A 20,395-nucleotide genomic window follows, 5' to 3' on the forward strand; every position below is an offset into this window, starting at 1 on the left:
AAAACAAAAGGCAAAAGATCAAAAGCAAAATTTTTGAAGTTTTAAGCTTAAATAATGAAATAACCGTTGTTCAAAGAAAAAGATGAAACTTCATTGGTTACTCACCGGCATATTCATCACCCTCGCCGGCTGTACGAACCCAGCAGCCAACAATTCTCCCACATCGAGTACCACGCCACTGCCGCCACCTCCCCCACCACCCGGCAGCATTGTCGCCCCTCAGTCATCGGCAGAGTCTCCCAATGACACCCCAGCCAAGGACACGCCAGCCGGCGCGAATAGCCAGACAATCTCAGAATTAGGGATTGGATCTGCCACGGTGGGAATGACTTTAGGCGAACTCAAGGAGAAACTCGGTACAACTGCCGAATTTACAGTCCAGTCGCCTTACATCGTAGATTTTGACGCCATTGCAGTCAGCGAGGCCGGCACCGTGCAATATTACATCCTCTATCCAGCAAAAACGCCCCTCGAAGATTCAGATCCCATCCGATTTTTGCTAACGGATAATCCCCAGTATCGAACGGACACAGGAGTTGGCCCTGGTACACCCCTCAAACAAGCTGAAGAAGTTTACGGCGATGCGACCTTGTCTTACAATCTCGCCAATGAAGGCAGAGAATATGTCAAATTTGCCAACGGGCCGGCTAAAAATATCTCGTTCAGGCTGGGGGCGGCTGGGGATAACAGTTTGGCAGGGATCTATCCCACCTCGACAAACGAATTCCATGAAACTAACGAATATCGCGAAACCGCAACAATTCGCTCAATACTCGTTGATTGTCGGGGCCAAGAATGCGCCAAACCTTCAAACTAACCTCATCCTTAACCTTCATTTGCCCAGAAATTAGACTGTAGGGCAACGATTGTGCCGGCAATCCCCCATGCCCCATGCCCCATGCCCAATCCCCCATGCCCAATCCCCCATGCCCAATCCCCCATTAAAACTCATTCCCGTGGCTGCATTCCTACGCTACCGACCTTCCGGTACTATAAAGGGTGAATCGAGGAGGAAGAGGCAGATATGAGTGCAGCCAGCAATTCAGGACAAATCAAGTTTGGAACCGACGGATGGCGCGGCCTTATTGCTAAAGACTTTACCTTTGCCAATGTGTGCAAGGTAACTCGCGCGATTGCCAGCTATTTAGAAAATGCCTACAGCAAAGACCGGCCCGTTTTGGTTAGTTACGACACCCGTTTCTTAGCTGACCAATTTGCCCACACGGCGGCTGAGATACTAGCAGATTTGGGTTGGACTGTCAAGGTCGTTGATCGCGATTGCCCAACGCCGGTGATTGCCTACAACGCCAAGCACCTGAACTCTGCCGGTGCGCTGATGTTCACCGCTAGTCACAACCCAGCGCCCTACTGCGGCATTAAATATATCCCCGACTATGCAGGGCCGGCTACAACCGAAATTACTGATACCATTGTGGCCAATATTGAAGGGGCATCTGACGCACCCCCCTCTGGCAAAAATTCTGACAAAATTTCCACCTTCGACCCCAAACCCGATTATCTCAAGTTTCTCTACACCCTCATCGACGTTGAACGCATTCGCAGCGCCAAGCTGAATGTGAAGTATGACGCCCTCTACTCCACCTCCCGTGGCTACCTGGATACCGTTCTAGAACACTGCGGTTGCCAGACAGAATCTTTCCACACCTACCGCGATGTGCTGTTTGGTGGCGGAATGCCCGAACCCAAGGGAGAACAGCTCATCGAATTGGTGGAATCTGTCAAGAAAGATAGCGCTGATTTAGGGCTGGCAACCGATGGCGACAGCGACCGTTTCGGCATTGTAGACGAACAAGGCAACGTCCTCACCCCTAACACCATCCTGCTGCTGCTAGCGCGTCACCTGGTTAAAAACAAAGGCAAAACCGGCGCAATTGTTCGTACCGTTGCCACCACCCATCTGTTAGATAACCTGGCTGCCACCTATGGCCTGCAAATCTATGAAACTGCCGTAGGCTTTAAATACGTCGGCGAAAAGATGCGGGAAACTGCGGTTCTCATCGGCGGCGAAGAATCGGGCGGATTGAGCGTTATTGGCCACATTCCAGAAAAAGATGGCATTTTAGCCGATATGCTGGTTGCTGAAGTCATCGCTTATGAAGGCAAGCCCTTATCGCAGCTTGTAGCAGAAGCGATTAGCGAAGCCGGCGGCCCGCTCTACAATACGCGTCTGGATCTACACTTAGATGACGCCCACAAGGCTGCTGTCCTCGATTCTTTCACCAAGAACCCACCGAAAGAAGTGGCCGGTATTGGGGTTAAAGAATTAGGCCGCAAAGACGGAATTAAACTTTATTTAGAAGATGGCGGCTGGGTTCTGTTACGTCCCTCTGGCACAGAACCTTTGATGCGCGTCTACATGGAAACCAATTCTCCTGAAAAAGAAGCCCAAGTCGCTGAATATATGCAGCGCGTGATCAACGATCTGCAACCTGTAGCCGTCTAAGGACGCAGCAACGCAGAGCGACACAGATATAGCAAATGCTAATCTGTGTTCATCTGCGTTTATCTGCGGTTTTATCCATGAAACCCATCGCTCCTGTCATCACTTCCTTAGTTGTGGCCATTTGGTTGGTCGCAATGGCCATCCTTTCTGTACAAAATGCCACACCAGTCTTTTTAAAATTTCTGAGTTTCCAATCGATTCAGATGCCGGTGGGCGTTGTTTTGGCCATTAGTGCCGGCATCGGGTTAATTGGCGGGGCAATTGCTCAACTGCTTTGGCGCAAATCCGATAACCCAGACAGGTTGCCTGGTTCGGACAGCCGGCGAGGAAAGGCTTATCAAGTTTCCCCAGAGGATCGGCAAACCTGGTAACGAAACGCTTCTTTCTTGACCTTTACAACGAATACACCTGACCGTCAATCAGCAGGCGTGTGATTCCTTTGGCTTGTAGGTAAGAACTTGTTTTTTGCAGCATTCGGCCATCGGGAACCTTTACCACTCGCTGAGTGCGATTGGAAAACCGGCGGGCAACCCGGTGATTGTCAAAAACCGGCAGCGTTTTTTGCTGAATTTCTAAGGTGGGAATTTCCCCCAAATCGCCAAAGTCTCTCAGGGGCCGAGTAATCAGTTCCGCCGCCCGATCTACGACTAAATAGCACGTTCTGGGAAGCGTCGCTTCCGACAGCGGCAAGACCTGAATGATGCCGGTTGGCCGCACTTTGCGCTGCGGCAGTGGCATATCATTATCATCATCAAGGTCATCCCCGTTGTAATCGTCTAAATCATCGTCATCCTCATCTAAATCTGAGAAGTCCTCCTGATCTAGAAGATCTTCCCCCAGCATTTCCTCAAGGACTTTCGCCTCGGCGTGTGAATGATTTTCCGGTAACTCAACACTGGAATGATTCACCAAGTCTGAATTCTGTAACAGTTCCAGTTGAATCGCTGTCTGAGCGCTGGTTTGAGTGTCTGCCTCAGTCGCCTCAGAGGTTCGCTGCCGGCGGCGAACTTTGGGAACTGGCAGTGAAGGTGAGGCTTCTATTTCTAACTCCACCGGCTCTTCAACTTCCTCAAGATCGGCAGCAACTGGGACGTTACTGGAGCTATTTGCGGAGCGCTTGTGCTGAACGAGCTCTTTGTATTCTTCATCCGAAAAGCTGCTTTTGAGGATGCGGCTAATCGTCGAGTTACTAACCCCGTAGCGATTCGCCAAGGTGACAGTGGTTTCTCCTGGCTGCCGGTATTGCTCGAGAATCTCACGTTTATCAGAATCGGATAATTTTCTAGGAGTCATGCCGCTAAGCCACGCAAAAGAGCGAAACTGCTAAGAGATAAGTTGGCCACATCTATTTTAGAGGCGCTGATGGTCATTGGTCATTAACGCTCAAACAGCGCTAAGGGCGGTTTTGTCAGATTGTAACGGTGGAAACCGAGATTAATCGGCACGCACCCGCCCTTACCTGCTGACAAATGACTATCCGCGCTGTTTGCGTCCAGGCCGGCGAGTGCGGGTGGAGATGTCATGTTCCAAAACAGCACCAATGCCAAACAAGACGCCCATGAACACAAAAAATACTTCTAGAAGGCTGCCGCTTTGGTACTCGCCTTGAATCCGAGTCTCGGCGTATTTAAACCACATATCCGCAATGTAGAGCGAAAAAGTAGCGGCAGCGATCATTCGCCAAGAATTAGAAAAGCGACCGCCCCAGAAGGCTAGCAGCAGGGCTGTGGCAATAATTAGCAGGAAGACATCGCCAATGATGTAAAACAAATTCACCGGATAGGCAAAGGGTTCGAGTTGCTTGTCGAGTGCTTGAACCCATGCCGGCGCGGCAGTTTCTTCCTCTGCTTCATCTTCGGTGATGGCGGGGGTTTTGTCCGCAGGTTTAGCAGTCGGCTTGATTGCCGGCGCTTTGGGTGCTTTTGCCGTCGGGGCAACGGATGTGGCCACCTGCTCAGTTGCCGCCGGATTGATCGCTGCCGGTGTTAGTTTGTTGGCGGGGGTAGCTACCCATACAGCCAAAGCAATCCCACCCGCCGCAATTGCCGCTAGCACCGCCCACTGCCAAATTTCCAAATTGAGCCGCCTGGAGATCACGGCTAAAATCATCCCCCACGCCAGCAAAAAGTAGGCGGCGATATAAAACACATCCCCTAGGGACACATCGGGATCAAGACCCCACACCACTTCCCAGCAGCCAAACAGCAAGTTCCCGATCAAGTATGACAGCACGCCCAAACCAATCCCCAGCCAGACATTCCGCCCGCTGACAATTTGAGGGCTGCGCCAATTTCTCAAACACAGTAAAGCTGCCGCCAGTTGTGCGCCCAGTTCAAAAACGTAAGTCCCAATGACATACCAAAACGGCAGATCTTCGCCCTTGGCGGGAACGCTAAACAGTAGAAAAAACAACAGTGATAAAACAGCCCAGACAATCCCCGCCATGACGATCGTCTGGGCTGATAGGAAGGATTGAGAAGTCGATGATTTTTCTGATGTGCTGCTCATAGGGGTCTCAAGAGGTCTAACTAGCAATTTTGTTGCTAAAACTGGGTAGATGCGAATTGACCGGCTTATAAATCAGCATCTCAACTCCCGTCTGTCATCCAGCGTCGCATATCTCGGTGGGCTGCGGCGAAATTGTAAACCATTCTTTAACCTGTCGCCCACAACTGGCCGAGGCGCGATTGGTTTAACCAACTGATAAACTGCTTGCGCTCGCTGTCGGGCATATCTTGAAGCGCGTCAATCGCTCGCTCTGTAAAGCTAGCGTTACCGAAGTACCCTTTGCCCAAGCGATGCAATTCTTGCATTAGGGTATTGAGGTGATGCTCCTGCCAGGAGGGCATCTGGGTACTCTCTAGGGGATCTTGAGTCAGCAGTTGATTGATTGCATCTGCCGAGTCTGTTTGGGGAAATTTCCACTGTCGAAACACATCCGAGATGTCTTTCTGGAATGAGCCGGCTTGTCTTGGCCCAAGCAAGTCTTCTACGTCAAAGTAAATTGCCTGCAATAGTAACAGGCACGCTTGAATAAAAAATGGAGCGACTGCCACACTGGTGCCGCCGCCGCCTTCTTCATTCAGTTGATCGATGCGGATTTTGCCCCAGACACTGTATCGATCTGGCTCTTCGAGCAGCACGCACGCTTTCCCACGGTTATCTGTCAGATCCCGCCAGAAAGCTTTGGCTTCTTCCTCTTGCTTGGCGCTGAACACGCTGATTAAGCGAAAGGTCTGCCCCTGATAATTGAGAATGGGAACCTGCTGGCCCGTTTTGGGGTGCTGAATACTAGAGATATCAACATCCTGCCGTTTCAGAATAAACATGACAATGCCAATTAAGTCCTGTCAGAGCCGGGGGTGCTGTGAGAGTACACGATCATCACTCAGCGACGGTCTCGATTTGCAGAATGCCAGATTAGGGAGTTAGCCGAGTCGCCTTCGCGTTGATTAACACCCTATCTTAATCCATGCTTTATTATCTGGTTTTTAGTGTACATTTATCCTAAAGCGAGTTGCACTTCACAGTCCAAGGGTCAAGTGTGTCTTGTTAGCTTGCTTCTAGCCGGCTAGCCCAGATACAATTTTGATACCCTAAGCTCATAGCTTAAACAGAGCTAATTGCCTTATCATACTAGATGGTCTGAGGCTCTTATCAGTCAGTCCTTGGGGTGGTGGTATTCGGCTCTGCCGGCACACCCGTACAACTTTCCTCCAGTAGCTCAGCCGGATAGAGCATCGGTTTTCTAAACCGAGAGTCGTAGGTTCAAGTCCTACCTGGGGGGCTTAAACGATTGTTAATCTAAAAAAAGGCTTAAGTTTTGTCTTTCCCGGTTGGCGGCGGCAAAACTCGCGGCTGAGCGCTATCAATCGTCCAGATACCCACATTTACAATAATTTAAGGGTTCTGATGGCTGTTAACCTCCAGAACCCTTATTCATTCTTTTATTTAAAAGCCCGTGATGAGGATTGAACTCATGACCTCACCCTTACCAAGGGTGTGCTCTACCACTGAGCTACACGGGCAGAGATGATTTTGGATTTTTGATGAATCATCGAAAATCTAAAATCTACAATTTTCGTGGTGGGCCGGGCTGGATTTGAACCAGCGTAGGCGTAGCCAGCGGATTTACAGTCCGCCCCCATTAACCGCTCGGGCACCGACCCTCTCTACCCACGGAAACTAATCCTAGCACAACAATTCAGAAATACCAAGCTTTTTTTTGAAATTAAATTCGATTTGGTGAAATCCAGGCTGCGGGAGCTTTGCGGTTCACTCATCGGTGGTAGGCAAAGGATATCTACACCTACCCCCGGCCAAATAGGGATGGAGCGCCGGCGCTACCGGCCTTTCTCGCTAGACGCGCCCACACCGGAAAATCACTTTCATCGTAAATTTCGCCGACAAGTTCTTCGAGAATATCTTCAAGGGTCAGCAACCCTACGGTGCCCCCATATTCATCGACCACAATCGCAATATGCAAGCGCTGTTGCAACATCTCCTTGAGCAAATCAGCCACACGCTTCGTTTCTGGAACATAAACCGGCGGGTCCATTGTCTCTGTCACGCGCCCGTTGCCAGCGCCTTCTTTTTGCAAAGCGGTTAGATGCTGCAGCGCCCGCTTGAGGTGAACAATGCCCACAATTTGATCCTTTGACTCCTCTTGCACTGGAATGCGAGAAAAGCCAGTTTCTAAGCATAAATCCACCAAATCCTGCAAGGTCGCCTCGTGGGAAATGGTTCGCATCTCAATCCGAGGTTTAACAAGCTCACGCGCACTCAGCCGGTCGAGCATTAATGCTTTATTCAACAACTGGTGTTGGTGCAGATCTAGCTGTCCCTGACCGCCCAAAATCTCAATCATGAGCTGCAAGTCTTGCAAAGACTCTCTTTGCGGCACCGCTCCCCCTTGAAACAAACGGATGACGACCTGAACAATGCTTTCAAATAGATAAATCAGCGGGCCAAGAATAATCGAAAGCCAGTAAATGGGGCGAACGACGATCCTGAAGATCGGCATCACATTGTTGATAGCCAGGGATTTGGGCGTAACTTCGCCAAAGATCAGCACGAGAAATGTCACAACCGCAGTGGCAATTCCCAAGCCGGCATTGCCTAGCCACAGAGCAAATAGATTACTGGTGAGAACTGCAGAAAAATTATTGACGAGATTATTGCCCACCAAAAGCGTGGTGATAAACCGGCCCCGCTTTTCTAGCACCAGCCGAAACAGCCGCTTAGGATCTCCTTCCTCTTGAATCAGCGCTCTGAGTTTGAGGTTGTCAAGGGCTGTAATAGCCGTTTCAGAACCTGAGAAAAGGGCCGAAAGCACCAGCATCAATACCAGTATGGCAATGTCGAGCCAAACACTTCCCAAGACAGGGCCAATCTCAGCAACGGCTACAATGTATGACTGAATCGGTTGAGAAATCACCAAACCTCCGGGTAGCGCGGCTGCTGCTGCCTGCGTCTGCTTCGCACAGGTTGTGAAAGCATATCCTTTGGCTTTAATTCAGATAGGTTGAGTGTTATGAACAAAGCTTAATAGGGGAAAAGATTGTCTGAATGCCACCACGGCTAGTTCCAATGCTATTTAAATCCCTCATAGAGATTCAAAATACTGGGGGTGGCGGATTTTAACAATGTTTAGCTCATAATTATAGCATTGTTTGCGCCGGCAAGCGATAAATTATCGTAACAACAAAATGAGCCGGTGGCATTTCTGGCTGCCGATAGCTGGATACAGGGAGGAAGTCACCTGGATCTGTTAACTTAGTTTAAAGACTACTGCATTCATTGGTTTAAGCAGCTAAATTGCTTGGCAAGTCTGCGGCAATCGTTGCCAATCAATTCGGTATCGAGCTGCTGCGCCTCATCCCTTCAGTGTTGGGATGACAATTCCTGAGTTCGGTTGAACCCTCACCCCTAGCCACCTATCGGTAATATGAACATTCTTGGCAATCTTCTTTCCCAATCCTCCCAGCCTCCCCGTGTGAAAAAGCAGCGCCGTGGCGTTGAGATTAAGTCGCAGCGCGAAATTGAAATTATGCGGCAGGCGGCGAAGATTGTGGCAACCGTACTCAAAGAAATTTCTGAGATGGTTGAGCCTGGAATGACGACGGCTGATTTGGATGCTCACGCGGAAAAGCGGATTCGTGAAATGGGCGCGACTCCTAGTTTTAAAGGCTATCACGGATTTCCCGCCTCGATTTGCTCAAGTATTAATAATGAAGTGGTGCATGGAATTCCTAGCCGAAAAAAGGTAATTCGTGCCGGCGATGTGTTGAAAGTAGACACCGGCGCTTATTATGAAGGCTTTCATGGAGATTCCTGCATCACAATCGGCGTTGTTGAAGTAACCCCGGCTGCGGCTAAGTTAATTCGGGTGGCTGAGGAAGCGCTTTACAAAGGCATTGAACAAGTGAAAGCCGGCAACTACTTGCTTGACATTGCCGGTGCCATTGAAGACCATGTGAAGGCAAATAACTTTTGTGTGGTGGAAGATTTCACCGGGCATGGTGTGGGACGAAATTTGCATGAAGAACCTTCGGTGTTCAATTTCCGTACCCGCGAGATGCCGAATGTCAAGCTTCGCGCCGGCATGACATTAGCCATTGAACCTATTTTAAATGCCGGTTCTCGATTCACTAAAATTTTAAGTGATAAATGGACGGCAGTCACCGTAGATAATGCCCTATCCGCTCAATTCGAGCATACGGTACTGGTGACTGAGGACGGTTATGAGATTTTGACAGATCGAACGAAGGTTTAATCAGTCGCGCTTTACCTGCGTTTTCTCAAATAAAATAAGCATTAGAGACGTTGCCGACAACGTCTTTTGTTTTTTTTAAATAAGCGAATTGCAGGATAAACCGTTAGAAGAAATTAAAGCACTCCTGACTCAATAAAACCCCATATTTCTAGAAAAATAAAATAAGGAAATTCTAGATTTAAAAAATTTTATAGCTGGAATAATTTTGGAGTCGTTTTAAAGTCATCAAAAAAATATTTGTGTTAACGATAACCTTGTAAATTATGGGAGAGGCTGTGAAAAATATAACCAAAATACCCTGAAAAATTATAGCAAGAATGCGAAATAACTTAATTCATGAGTATTGAACAACTGAAAACCTTCAGACTCACAAAAAAAAAGAAAATTTAACGAAAGTGTTTAATCGCCGGCACAATCATCGTGTAGTTAAACAACCGGCTAGCCTAGATTTAACCGGCACCCTAGGATGAAAAAATTACTCAAGCAAGGTAGGATTTCAGTATTCACGCCCATAGCCCCTATTAGGAAGTTACAAATATAAAGAAATAATTATGAATCAAGAAGAATTAGCTTTTACACCGGCACTCGAACAAGCCCAGCTAATCCGCAGTAAACAAGTGTCGCCGGTAGAATTAGTCGAACTTTACCTAAAACGCATAGAACGGCTCGACAGTCAACTGGGCAGCTACTTCACCGTCAGTGCAGACCTCGCCCTTGCTGATGCCAAAATTAAAACAGAATATCTCGCCAAATCCGGTGACTCCTCAGAACTGCCGGCCTTCTTTGGCGTTCCCATTTCCGTTAAAGACCTCAACTCTGTTGCCGGCGTCCCTTGTAGCTACGGCACAGCAGCACTGCGGAGTCAGGTAGCCGCCCATGATGACAACGTCGTAACAAAGATTAAGCAGGCCGGCTTTACGATTCTAGGCAAAACCGCTACAGCCCAGTTAGGAACGATGCCCTATACAGAACCCCAAGGCTTTCCCCCAGCCCGTAACCCTTGGAACCTAGATTACACCCCAGGCGGTTCTAGCGGGGGTGCAGCCGCAGCCGTAGCAGCCGGTTTGTCCCCGATCGCCCAAGGTTCTGATGGCGGAGGTTCTATTCGTGGCCCTGCCCAGTGCTGCGGGATCGTCGGGCTAAAACCCTCACGAGGACGGATATCCAGTGCGCCGGTGGGTGATTATCAAAGTGGGATTGCCACGAGTGGCCCTTTAACCCGCACGGTTGCCGATGCTGCCGCCTTCCTCGATGTCGTTTCAGGCTACGTTACCGGCGATCCCTACTGGTTGCCAAAGCCAGAAACCTCGTTTTTAGCAGCCACCCAAGACCGGCTGGATTCCTTGCGAATTGCTTTTTCTACAACGCTTGCGCCTGTGGGGGATACTGCGCCTATCTGTGCGAAAGCTGTGTTAGATACTGTCCAATTGCTCGAAGAAATGGGTCACAGTGTCAGCGAGGGATGCCCGGATTTCGACGGCTTAATTGAGCCGTTTACAGTGGTTTGGCAAGCTGGTGTGGGTGCATCTGGGGTTCCCCCGGAATTGTTAGAACCGATGAATCGCTGGCTACTAGAACATAGCTATCCTGCCGGCCAGTATCTGCGGGCTGTGGCGCAAATGCAAATCATTTCCCGGCGAATTGTCGGATTTTTTGAGAACTTTGACGTTTTGGTGCTGCCGGTTTATATGTATCCCACCATCCGCGTCGGCGAATGGGCCAACCTAACACCAGAAGAAACCATGCACAAGGTGATTCAATGGGTTGCGCCCTGTCCAGCCTTCAATGCGACGGGACAGCCGGCGATTGCCATCCCTGCCGGTTTCGATAGTGTAGGGATGCCGGTGGGTGTCCAACTCATCGGTAGGCCGGCAGCAGAAACCACTATCCTAGCCCTAGCCGCTCAAATTGAAGCCGCGAAACCTTGGCGCGAACACCGGCCTGCTTTTGGCCAGCAATCCTAAGTCCTGAGTCTTTAACTAGCCCCATGTCCCTCTCCCCTTCTCCCCTTCCCCCCCTCTCCCCCTCCTCTAATGCCCCGACTGCAAGGCTGATTGAAGTCTTTTCCGCAATCCAAGGGGAGGGGTTAAATGTGGGCACTCGCCAACTTTTTATTCGCTTTGCGATTTGCGATCTGCGCTGCCGGTTTTGCGATAGCGCCCATACTTGGCACGCACCGGCAACCTGTCAGATTGAGCGAACTGCCGGCCTGCGTGACTTTGAAACTTATTCAAATCCAGTAGAGATGGCGACTTTGCTGGAATGGGTGAGCCGGCAAAATCAACCGAGGCTACACGACAGCATCAGCATTACCGGCGGGGAACCGTTGCTTCACGCCCCTTTTTTGGTAGAATTTTTGCCCCAAGTGCGGGCTGCAACCGGCTTACCGATTTATCTGGAAACGGGGGGGCACCATCCAGAACAATTAGCAATGATTTTGCCCGATGTGGATTTAGTGGGCATGGACATCAAGCTGCCCAGCGTTAGTGGGGAATCTCACTGGCCGGCTCACGCAGAGTTTCTCCAACTATGTCATGATTCACAAGTTGAAATATTTGTCAAGATAATTATTTCCCATCAAACTGACCCAGCCGAGTTAGAAAAGACGGCTGAGTTAGTGGCCGGGGTGAATCCTGAAGTGCCGGTATTTTTGCAGCCGGTGACTGCGCTAGGGAAAGATCAAGGCAAAAGCATGGCTTTATTCTCGCCGCCTTCCCCAGAACAAGTGCTGGAATGGCAGGCATTGATGAAGTGCCGGCTCAAGCACGTCCGCGTTGTGCCGCAAACACATAAAATGCTGGGGCAATTGTAATTTTATTAGAACCTTAGATGATTTGGGAGGCGTTGGAGAATGGGGCATGGGGCATGGGGCATGGGGCATGGGGCATAGGGCATAGGGAATGGTTAATAAATAATAGAGAATGCTCTCCCCCACTCCCACTCCCTCACTCTCCCCCTCTTTTACTAAGCACTCAGCACTCAGCACCCAGCACTCTTAATAAATACTCTCGGATTGTATGTTGGGTTCGCGGCCAGATTTGGCTTTGGTTTTGGCTTTGTTGGCGCTGCGTTTGAGAGCTTGTAACCGCGCTTCGTATTTAGAGCGTACCCGCTTTTTAGGGGTTTGCTCGATCAAGGCTTTTAAAGCGCTGCCTAAGCTTTTGTAAGCGTTAGGGAGGGAATAACCGAAGCGAGTGGCGAGTGCGATGGCTTTTTCATCAGCGTCAATTGCTTCAGTGAGTTGCTTATCGCCATTATTTTTTTGATAAAGCCGGTAGCCGGCTACCCCACATAGGGCCAAAGCTAACAGCAGCAGCAACCCATCTTGAACCCAGAGTTCGCCCACAGCACCCCCCATGCCAATAGCAAGCGCTGCCATTTCCCATCCCTCTTTGGGAATGGTGTCATTTTGAATTCTGGCCACTTCATGCCAAAACAACAAATTTCGCTGATCGAGGGCCAGTTGTTCCCAGCGAATGAGGTCAATCTGAATCTCCACCTGATCTTTGCCAATTTCTTCGGATCGCAGCAGAGGGGGATTGATCTCAGTAGTTTTCTCTACCATGACCCAACTTTGCAATTCCGGCGGCAGTAAGCCTTTCAAGCGCCGGAGTTCATTCATTTCGGCTTTAGCCGTGGAGGTTGCATAAGATGTCATAGAATCCAGCCCTAGGAGGTTTCAAACAGAAAACAAGCCTTGTCCTTTGAAGTATTGTAAAACTTCACCGAATATTATTGCCGGCAAAGGCGAGTGCTTGCCGCTTGTCACTGTACAGATAAGTATCCGGCACTCGTTTTACCTCTGCCGGGGATTTGCGCCTTTCCTTAATAAAAATCTTACCTCTGTGCTGGGCTTATCTGTGAGGGAGGCGCTGCCAACCGGCTTGCAGTGTTCAACGAGGCTTTTGTTGCAGTTGAAACAAAGACTGTTGAGCCAGATCGCAGCGATTGACTGGAAATTTGCGATTTGCCGGCAATTGGACGAATACCTTGTTAAACTACAGCCACAGAACTCTGAATCAATTAAGCTAGTTTAGCCTGAGTGAGAGCCATGAAATTACCAGCGAGATTTATTAGCCAATTAATCAAGGCAAAAGGCGCTGAAGAAGGCAATCGTCCCAAGGCAAAGGGTGTGAGTAAATATTTTTTGTTGTTGACTTTTGTTTTATTGCTTTTTCCTTATTTAGTGCCGGCAAAATCCTCTGTCTTGGCTGCCGGTAGCGCCGACCCAATTATTACTCCAAAGAAAAGTTTCTCAGGAATTGAGATTAGTTGGAGCAATAACTTGGCGATACTCTTTAAGGTCATGAATTTAGCTGATACAGTGCAGCAACTAGAAAAACACTGGGAAGATGTTTATGAAGGTTATTGGGGAATTAATTTCTCTGATGAGGTGATGACAGCGGATAAGATAGCCGGTGTTTTGTCAGAAGTTGAAAAGCAAGCCCAAATAAAGCCGGCTCTAATTTATATCACTTCTACGCGAGATCGGCTAGAACTGTTGCTAGTCACTCCCCACGGCAAATTAATTCGTAAAAGCTTGCCAGAAGCCAATCAAGAAGCACTGCTGAAGGTCGTTAAAGAGTTTCGTAATACCACAGCAAATCCAACAGAAACGCTCACGAGTTCTTATTTACCGGCAGCTCAGCAACTCTATGAGTGGATGATTGCGCCTTTAGAGTCAGAGTTAGAAAGTCAAGGAATAGATACCCTACTATTATGCTTGGGGAAACACTTAAGCGCGATTCCTTACGGAGCGTTGCACGATGGAAAACAGTTTTTAGTGGAAAAGTACAGCTTCACACGAATTCCTGCTTTCAAATTGATAGATCCAGCTTATGTAAATATTCAAAATTCACAAGTTCTGGCAATGGGGGCTTCAGAATTCCAAGACCTCACTCCGTTGCCGGCTGTGCCGGTGGAATTGTCTAATATTACAGAGCAAGTGGGGAATGGTCAATCTTTTTTAAACCAAGCATTCACACTAAAAAATTTACAATCTCAACGCCGGCAGCAGCCATTTTTAATTGTTCATCTCGCCACTCATGCAGAGTTCAAGCCAGGGCAACCCAGTAACTCGTTTATTCAGTTTTGGGATAGTAAGTTAACCCTCGATAAAATGAACGGACTAGGTTGGAAGAACCCCCCTGTGAATCTGCTAGTGCTAAGTGCTTGCAAAACTGCTTTTGGGGATGATAAAGCCGAGTTAAGTTTTGGGGGTTTAGCCGTTCAAAGTGGCGTTAAATCAGCTTTGGCAAGTCTGTGGTATGTTAGCGATACCGGCACTTTAGCGCTGATGAGTGAGTTTTATCAACATCTGCAAACAGCACCTTTTAAAGCCGAGGCGCTTCGGGAAGCTCAAATTGCGATGATTCAAGGGAAAGTCCGCGTAGAAAATGGCAAGCTACAGGGATCTACCTGGAGTTTACCTCTGCCGGCAGAATTGAAAGCTCTTGAGACTCAAAATTTATCCCATCCTTTCTATTGGGGAGCTTTTATGATGATTGGCAGCCCTTGGTAAGCTTTGATTTCTGCCGTGTTTATTCAGGCACAAAAACAGATAGTGCTTGTGGAATAATTTGAAATTGAGCAGGAGTTTCGCCACTCAATTCGCCATCCGCATCAATTAAGTGAGACCGGCGCGTTTGAATCTCGATAGTTTGGGCTTGTAATGTCCGCACACCACGACCCGGTTTGCCCTTAATAATCGCCGGTAATAGGGGAATTATGTCCCACCAATGCTGAATTTCTACGCAATAGAGATCCAGCCTTTGATCATCAATCCTTGCATTTTCAGATACACTCAAGCCACTGCCATAATAACGACCGTTACAGACAGTAATTTGAACGGTTTGAACACGAATATACTCGTTATTCCCATGAATATCTGCCCAAAAAGGCCGGCTTTGCCAGAGAACTTGTAAAGCGGTGGCAGCGTAGGCGATTGATCCCCAACGTCGCTTAAATTCTTTTGACACTCGCTTATTAATTTCAGCACTCAACCCTATGCCGGCAACATTGAGAAAGTATTTGCCATTGATGCTGCCGATGTCTATCGTGCGGAGTTTTCCTTGGGCAATAATTTTACAAGCTGCCGGTAGGGACTGGGGAATTCCTAAGTTACGGGCTAGATTATTCGCAGTGCCTAATGGCAAGATTCCTAAAGGCAAGCCGGTGTCTACCAAACCATCCAAGGCGGCGTTGATCGTGCCGTCACCACTACCAACTATCACACAATCGATTTGTTGCCGGTGTTGGCGGATCAGATCGGGTAATGCTTTTGGGTTTTCAGCCGGCTTCTCTATCAGTTCCAGCCCTAATTCTTGCAATAGTTGAATAGCTTGCAGCCGGCCTTCTTGTCCCAGGCGAGCGTTAGGATTAACTAGCAGCAGTGCGCGTTGACTCATTCGGCCTCATGGATAACCAATCCAGCAAGATTATTTTCTTTATTGTCTGGCTAAATGTGCCGGTTGTCATAGGGAAGTTGAGCAGTCAAGAACTTTACTCCCTTATTTCCGCAAAACTCTTTATTGCCCTTCTGTTATAAAAAGCCGGCTTCATTAACAGAAAATGAAATCTGGACACTTCATAATTTTAAGAATATCTGCCTCACAGCTAGATTCAAAAATCAATTTCGCGCCCAGTGTCCATCGACTACAATTCTATTCCTAAATCACGCAATCTTTGCGCTAATTCCTCAGCGCGTCTTTCGGCTTCTTCCGCACGTTGTCGTTCTATTTCTAACTGCTGTTGTGCCGCCTCAGCTTGTCGCTGTGCCGCCTCAGCCTGTTGCTGTGCCGCCTCAGCCTGTCGCTGTGCTGCTTCCTCTTCAGTCAAAATCCAATTTCCTTCAGCGTCGTACCAACGTAACCACAAGCGATCTAAACCTTCATAAACTCCCTGCCATAAGCCTAAACCTAAGTCAATATCAGGCATCCAAATTTTCGGCTCACTTAGCTCTAATTCCTGATAGCTACCGGCTTGTAAACTAAAAGCGCGTAACTGGTCGTTGTAGCGATTAAACACCACATAATAAGGAATCCGCAAAATTCGCTCGTAAACCTCCCACTTCCCAGGCGGTTGGTTAGCACCCCGCTCAGTTTCTCCCAAGTCTTCCTTTTCTGTTCCTGGTGATAGTAATTCCACCACGACAAAGGGACTGACTCCTTCTTGCCAAATCACATAACTCATGCGTAGATCATGCCCATCGTAGAGCCTCGGCACACCTACGACTCCAAACCAATCTGGGCGTTTATACCTATTTTGATGACGCACATCATAGTAAAGATTTATGTCGCTGCCGGCAAATAGCAGATCCGGAAAATAAGGGCGAGGGCAGAAAGTGCGCCGCAGCAGTTCCGGTTGTAAATCGTGAAATTCGTCAGGCAAACCAGGTTCCTCCGGGTTCTCGCTGGGCAGATCGTACATCGTGGGCAGCGTTTCCCTTGGAGAAAGGGGCGGATCGCTTTGCTCAACCGGATACTTGACTCGAAACATAACAAGCCTCACTTCCACTGTGGGAGAAAGTTTATGTCGGGACATCCCATGCCGGTGCCATTTCTACTTTATCGCCCAAATTCGCCTCAAGGTATTTAGGAGTCACGCACTGCGGTAGCCTAGATAAAGTGACTTTAATTCGCTCATTTGACGCGATCGTTCTATGTCCCCAATCGTATCTGCCCCTACTCGTACAGTTCGCATCGGTTCCCGCAAAAGTCAACTCGCCCTTGTCCAAACTTACTGGGTGCAAGAACAACTCCAGAAACACTACCCAGATTGCACCTTTGAAGTCCACACCATGTCCACTCAAGGTGACAAAATTCTGGATGTCGCCCTGGCCAAAATTGGTGATAAAGGACTTTTTACCAAAGAACTCGAAGTCGGAATGCTCAACCATGAGACGGATTTAGCCGTGCATTCCCTCAAAGATTTGCCCACCAACTTACCGGAAGGCTTAATCCTCGGATGCGTTAGCGAAAGGGAAAACCCAGCAGACGCCTTGGTGGTGCATGAAAAGCACAAAGACAAGCAACTGGAAACATTGCCGGCAGGTGCAGTGATTGGCACCTCCTCTTTGCGACGCCTTGCTCAACTGCGCCACCACTATCCCCATTTGGAATTTAAAGATATTCGGGGTAACCTCAATACCCGACTGGCGAAACTGGATGAGGGCGGGTATGACGCGATTATCTTAGCGGTTGCCGGCCTACACCGGCTGGGAATGAGTGATCGCATCCACCAAGTTATCCCGGCTGAAATTTCCCTCCACGCCGTCGGGCAGGGCGCACTCGGCATCGAATGTCGTGCCGGTGACACGGAAATTTTAAATCTTCTTAAAGTCCTCGAACATACCCCCACCGCCCAGCGCTGCTATGCGGAGCGCGCTCTGCTACGCACACTTGAAGGTGGTTGTCAAGTTCCTATCGGCGTAAATACCACAATTGAAGGGGATCAACTGACCTTAACCGGCATGGTAGCCAGCCTCGACGGCAAGCAATTGGTCAAAGATACCATCACCGGCCCTGCTGAAAACGCCGAACAACTTGGCATCGAACTTGCCCACAAATTGCGGGAACAAGGCGCACAAGAAATCTTGGCAGAAATCTTTGCCCAAATTCAACGGGAGCAAAAACATTAGATCCAAGATTTTAGGTTGAGAATTCCTGGTGAGAATTACAATCGGTTGAATCTCACCAGTAGCTCAAAACTATAAAAACCGCAGGTAAATACAGTCGGTAGCAGATATTTTTAGAACTCCACAAATATCGGCGTATGCCCGACAGCATTTATCGCTTACATTGTGGCGCAAGCATTCCTGCCGGCAATTGATCTGCGGTTTTAAATTCAAAACCGAAAATATGACTAAACCCATTGATGCGTTTAAAACAGCACTTCAGTTCACCCTCAAATGGGAAGGAGGTTATTCCCCCAACGATGTAAATGGTGCGGTGAATCGCGGAATTACTCAAGCTACCTACGACACCTATCGCCAAAACAAAAGTTTACCCCTACAGACAGTTAGCAAAATTACCGAAGCCGAAGTCGAAGAAGCCTATCTTGAACTTTACTGGAAGCCAGGGAAAGCAGACTTGATGTGTTTGCCTTTGGCGATTGTCCACTTCGATACAGCCGTAAATTTTGGCGTCACCGGCAGTACCGAATTTTTGCAAGAAGCACTCGGCGGAGTGCCGGTGGACGGCGATTTTGGCCCCAAAACAATGGCAGCACTGCAGCAAGCAAATAACTTGGAAACAGCCAAGCGTTACTGTCAGTGCCGGCTCGACTATCGGCAGCAGCGAGTCAAATCAACCCCTAGCCACAAAATCTTTTTAGAGGGATGGCTAAATCGGGATAAGGACTTACTGCGCTTAATTAGCCAGCTTAACAACGAAACCTCTGCCGGCGCAGATGTAGCAGTTGCGGAGGCTAACAACCCCACTGTTAATCAGACAAACGCTCAGCCAAACCCACCTGCTTTAGAGGAGCAAGGGAGCAAGGAAGAGTCTGTGAGTCCCCAGTTAAGCGTTAATTCGGAAAAGAAAGACAAGATTGTTGAAAAACTAGCGCAAGTCATCAACCTGCTTGAAGAAGTCGTAGTGACGCTCAAACAGTCTCAATAAAAGAATTCAAAGAGGCGTTAGTGCCGGCATAGAGTACAGCTGTGCTATCGCACAGGTATGATGACGGTACAAACTGACCATATCAGGGAACACCAAGAAATAATGCGAATTCTTTTTGTTGCCGCAGAAGCGGCTCCCATAGCAAAAGTGGGTGGCATGGGCGATGTTGTCGGTGCTCTGCCGCAAGTGTTGCGAAAAATGGGGCATGATGTCCGCATCTTCATGCCTTACTATGGCTTCGTGCCAGACAAAATGAAGGTTCCCAAAGAGCCTGTCTGGCAAGGATATGCCATGTTCCAGAGCTTTTCCGTTTACGAAACCGTTCTCCCCGGCAGCGATGTCCCCCTGTACTTATTTGGCCATCCCTCCTTCTTACCTCGCCGCATCTACTCTGGCGATGACGAAGAGTGGCGCTTCACCCTGTTTGCCAACGGAGCTGCTGAGTTTGCCTGGAACTATTGGAAGCCCCAGATTATTCACTGCCACGACTGGCACACCGGCATGATCCCCGTGTGGATGAGCCAAGATCCTGATATCAGCACTGTCTTCACGATTCACAACCTCGCCTATCAAGGGCCGTGGCGTTGGTATTTAGATAAAATTACCTGGTGCCCTTGGTATATGCAGGGTCACAACACGATGGCGGCTGCTGTTCAGTTTGCCGATCGCGTTAACACCGTCTCTCCCACCTATGCTGAGCAGATTAAGACAGCCGCTTATGGAGAACAAATCGAAGGGTTACTATCTTTTATCAGCAGTAAATTAAGCGGCATTCTTAACGGGATCGATACCGAAAGCTATAACCCTGCCACTGACAGATATCTCCCCGAAACATTCACGACTGAGACCCTTGATAACCGCATTGCAAACAAAATTGCGCTGCAAGAAGAAGTGGGCTTAGAAGTCAACAAGGGTGCTTTCTTAATTGGGATTGTGACGCGGTTGGTGGAACAAAAGGGAATCGATCTGATCTTGCAGATCCTTGATCGATTTATGGCTTATACGGATTCCCAGTTAATTTTGCTGGGCACCGGCGATCGCTATTACGAAACCCAAATGTGGCAGATTGCCTCCCGTTTCCCCGGTCGCATGGCCACCTATTTGCTGTATAACGATGCCTTGTCTCGGCGCATTTATGCCGGCTGCGATGCCTTCCTAATGCCAAGCCGGTTTGAGCCTTGCGGCATTAGCCAAATGCTCGCTATGCGCTACGGTTGCGTCCCTATCGTGCGGCGCACCGGCGGCTTAGTGGATACGGTTTCTCACCATGAACCCAATACTAATGCCGGCACCGGCTACTGTTTCGACCGCTACGAACCCCTAGACCTTTATACCTCGATGGTTCGTGCCTCTGAAGCCTACCGTTTCCACGACAAATGGCAGGAGTTGCAAAAGCGGGGGATGCAACAAGACTTTAGCTGGACTAAATCTGCCAAGGAGTATGTCAAATTGTACAACTCAATTTTAGGCATCACTGAGGAACCAGAGGAACCAGCAGATCCGCAGCCAGCGACAAAATTGGCGAAGGCGAAATAG

General features: G+C 48.8%; 18 protein-coding genes and 3 tRNA genes. 12 read left to right on the forward strand and 9 right to left on the reverse strand.

From position 1 onward, the window contains the following. The first annotated feature begins 82 nt into the window (after positions 1 to 82). From H6F73_RS24220 to H6F73_RS24230, 3 genes are all read left to right on the forward strand, one after another. Positions 83 to 817 carry a hypothetical protein gene (locus H6F73_RS24220; protein WP_242072640.1) on the forward strand — a complete coding sequence of 245 codons (735 nt, stop codon included), beginning with the start codon at positions 83 to 85 and terminating at the stop codon, positions 815 to 817. Between the two features lie 207 nt (positions 818 to 1,024). Next, positions 1,025 to 2,464, forward strand: a complete 1,440-nt coding sequence (locus H6F73_RS24225; RefSeq protein WP_190761331.1) for a phosphoglucomutase/phosphomannomutase family protein — start codon at positions 1,025 to 1,027, stop codon at positions 2,462 to 2,464. Between the two features lie 35 nt (positions 2,465 to 2,499). Further along, on the forward strand, positions 2,500 to 2,835 hold the full coding sequence (locus tag H6F73_RS24230; protein WP_347239611.1) for a LapA family protein: 336 nt from the start codon (positions 2,500 to 2,502) through the stop codon (positions 2,833 to 2,835). A 22-nt stretch (positions 2,836 to 2,857) separates the two neighbouring features. On the opposite strand, the gene H6F73_RS24235 is transcribed toward H6F73_RS24230, so the two are convergent. The 3 genes from H6F73_RS24235 to H6F73_RS24245 form a co-directional block, all read right to left on the reverse strand. Continuing rightward, positions 2,858 to 3,757: a transposase gene (locus H6F73_RS24235; protein WP_190761332.1), complete on the reverse strand. Its 900-nt coding sequence runs from the start codon at positions 3,755 to 3,757 to the stop codon at positions 2,858 to 2,860. Between the two features lie 180 nt (positions 3,758 to 3,937). Further along, on the reverse strand, positions 3,938 to 4,972 hold the full coding sequence (locus H6F73_RS24240) for a hypothetical protein (RefSeq protein ID WP_190761333.1): 1,035 nt from the start codon (positions 4,970 to 4,972) through the stop codon (positions 3,938 to 3,940). A gap of 146 nt (positions 4,973 to 5,118) precedes the next feature. Continuing rightward, on the reverse strand, positions 5,119 to 5,793 hold the full coding sequence (locus H6F73_RS24245; protein WP_190761334.1) for an Npun_F0813 family protein: 675 nt from the start codon (positions 5,791 to 5,793) through the stop codon (positions 5,119 to 5,121). A gap of 384 nt (positions 5,794 to 6,177) precedes the next feature. On the opposite strand from H6F73_RS24245, the gene H6F73_RS24250 reads away from it, so the two are divergent. After that, positions 6,178 to 6,251, forward strand: a tRNA-Arg gene (locus tag H6F73_RS24250). 169 nt (positions 6,252 to 6,420) lie between these two features. On the opposite strand, the gene H6F73_RS24255 is transcribed toward H6F73_RS24250, so the two are convergent. The 3 genes from H6F73_RS24255 to H6F73_RS24265 all read right to left on the reverse strand — a co-directional run bounded on the left by H6F73_RS24255 (position 6,421) and on the right by H6F73_RS24265 (position 7,901). After that, positions 6,421 to 6,492, reverse strand: a tRNA-Thr gene (locus H6F73_RS24255). Between the two features lie 56 nt (positions 6,493 to 6,548). After that, positions 6,549 to 6,633: transfer RNA gene (locus H6F73_RS24260), tRNA-Tyr, on the reverse strand. A gap of 140 nt (positions 6,634 to 6,773) precedes the next feature. Then, the gene (locus H6F73_RS24265; RefSeq protein WP_347239612.1) at positions 6,774 to 7,901 is read right to left on the reverse strand and encodes a hemolysin family protein; all 1,128 of its coding nucleotides are present in this window, start codon (positions 7,899 to 7,901) and stop codon (positions 6,774 to 6,776) included. Between the two features lie 510 nt (positions 7,902 to 8,411). Between H6F73_RS24265 and map the strand changes: the two genes are divergently transcribed. The 3 genes from map to H6F73_RS24280 all read left to right on the forward strand — a co-directional run bounded on the left by map (position 8,412) and on the right by H6F73_RS24280 (position 12,051). Beyond that, positions 8,412 to 9,239 carry a type I methionyl aminopeptidase gene (map, locus tag H6F73_RS24270; protein ID WP_190761335.1) on the forward strand — a complete coding sequence of 276 codons (828 nt, stop codon included), beginning with the start codon at positions 8,412 to 8,414 and terminating at the stop codon, positions 9,237 to 9,239. A 551-nt stretch (positions 9,240 to 9,790) separates the two neighbouring features. Further along, positions 9,791 to 11,203, forward strand: a complete 1,413-nt coding sequence (locus tag H6F73_RS24275) for an amidase (protein ID WP_190761336.1) — start codon at positions 9,791 to 9,793, stop codon at positions 11,201 to 11,203. A gap of 23 nt (positions 11,204 to 11,226) precedes the next feature. Continuing rightward, positions 11,227 to 12,051, forward strand: coding sequence for a 7-carboxy-7-deazaguanine synthase QueE (locus tag H6F73_RS24280; protein ID WP_190761337.1), 825 nt, complete (start codon positions 11,227 to 11,229; stop codon positions 12,049 to 12,051). A gap of 183 nt (positions 12,052 to 12,234) precedes the next feature. Here the strand turns inward: H6F73_RS24280 and H6F73_RS24285 are convergent, their stop codons facing one another. Continuing rightward, positions 12,235 to 12,897, reverse strand: a complete 663-nt coding sequence (locus H6F73_RS24285; protein WP_190761338.1) for a DUF3318 domain-containing protein — start codon at positions 12,895 to 12,897, stop codon at positions 12,235 to 12,237. 46 nt (positions 12,898 to 12,943) lie between these two features. On the opposite strand from H6F73_RS24285, the gene H6F73_RS24290 reads away from it, so the two are divergent. Together H6F73_RS24290 and H6F73_RS24295 are read left to right on the forward strand one after the other, a co-directional pair. Continuing rightward, positions 12,944 to 13,276, forward strand: a complete 333-nt coding sequence (locus tag H6F73_RS24290; RefSeq protein ID WP_190761339.1) for a hypothetical protein — start codon at positions 12,944 to 12,946, stop codon at positions 13,274 to 13,276. 14 nt (positions 13,277 to 13,290) lie between these two features. Then, the gene (locus H6F73_RS24295; RefSeq protein ID WP_242072641.1) at positions 13,291 to 14,760 is read left to right on the forward strand and encodes a CHAT domain-containing protein; all 1,470 of its coding nucleotides are present in this window, start codon (positions 13,291 to 13,293) and stop codon (positions 14,758 to 14,760) included. Between the two features lie 19 nt (positions 14,761 to 14,779). Here H6F73_RS24295 and H6F73_RS24300 read toward each other — a convergent pair whose 3' ends face one another. Next, positions 14,780 to 15,646 (reverse strand): lipid kinase, encoded by an 867-nt coding sequence (locus H6F73_RS24300; RefSeq protein ID WP_190761340.1) that lies wholly within the window; start codon positions 15,644 to 15,646, stop codon positions 14,780 to 14,782. A gap of 247 nt (positions 15,647 to 15,893) precedes the next feature. Further along, positions 15,894 to 16,736, reverse strand: a complete 843-nt coding sequence (locus H6F73_RS24305) for a Uma2 family endonuclease (RefSeq protein ID WP_190761603.1) — start codon at positions 16,734 to 16,736, stop codon at positions 15,894 to 15,896. Between the two features lie 163 nt (positions 16,737 to 16,899). On the opposite strand from H6F73_RS24305, the gene hemC reads away from it, so the two are divergent. From hemC to glgA, 3 genes are all read left to right on the forward strand, one after another. Next, positions 16,900 to 17,877: a hydroxymethylbilane synthase gene (gene hemC / locus H6F73_RS24310; RefSeq protein ID WP_190761341.1), complete on the forward strand. Its 978-nt coding sequence runs from the start codon at positions 16,900 to 16,902 to the stop codon at positions 17,875 to 17,877. A 220-nt stretch (positions 17,878 to 18,097) separates the two neighbouring features. Next, the gene (locus H6F73_RS24315) at positions 18,098 to 18,859 is read left to right on the forward strand and encodes a glycosyl hydrolase 108 family protein (RefSeq protein WP_190761342.1); all 762 of its coding nucleotides are present in this window, start codon (positions 18,098 to 18,100) and stop codon (positions 18,857 to 18,859) included. A 102-nt stretch (positions 18,860 to 18,961) separates the two neighbouring features. Next, positions 18,962 to 20,395, forward strand: coding sequence for a glycogen synthase GlgA (gene glgA / locus H6F73_RS24320; RefSeq protein ID WP_190761343.1), 1,434 nt, complete (start codon positions 18,962 to 18,964; stop codon positions 20,393 to 20,395).

It is taken from the genome of Microcoleus sp. FACHB-68 (assembly GCF_014695715.1).
GTDB lineage: Bacteria > Cyanobacteriota > Cyanobacteriia > Cyanobacteriales > Oscillatoriaceae > FACHB-68.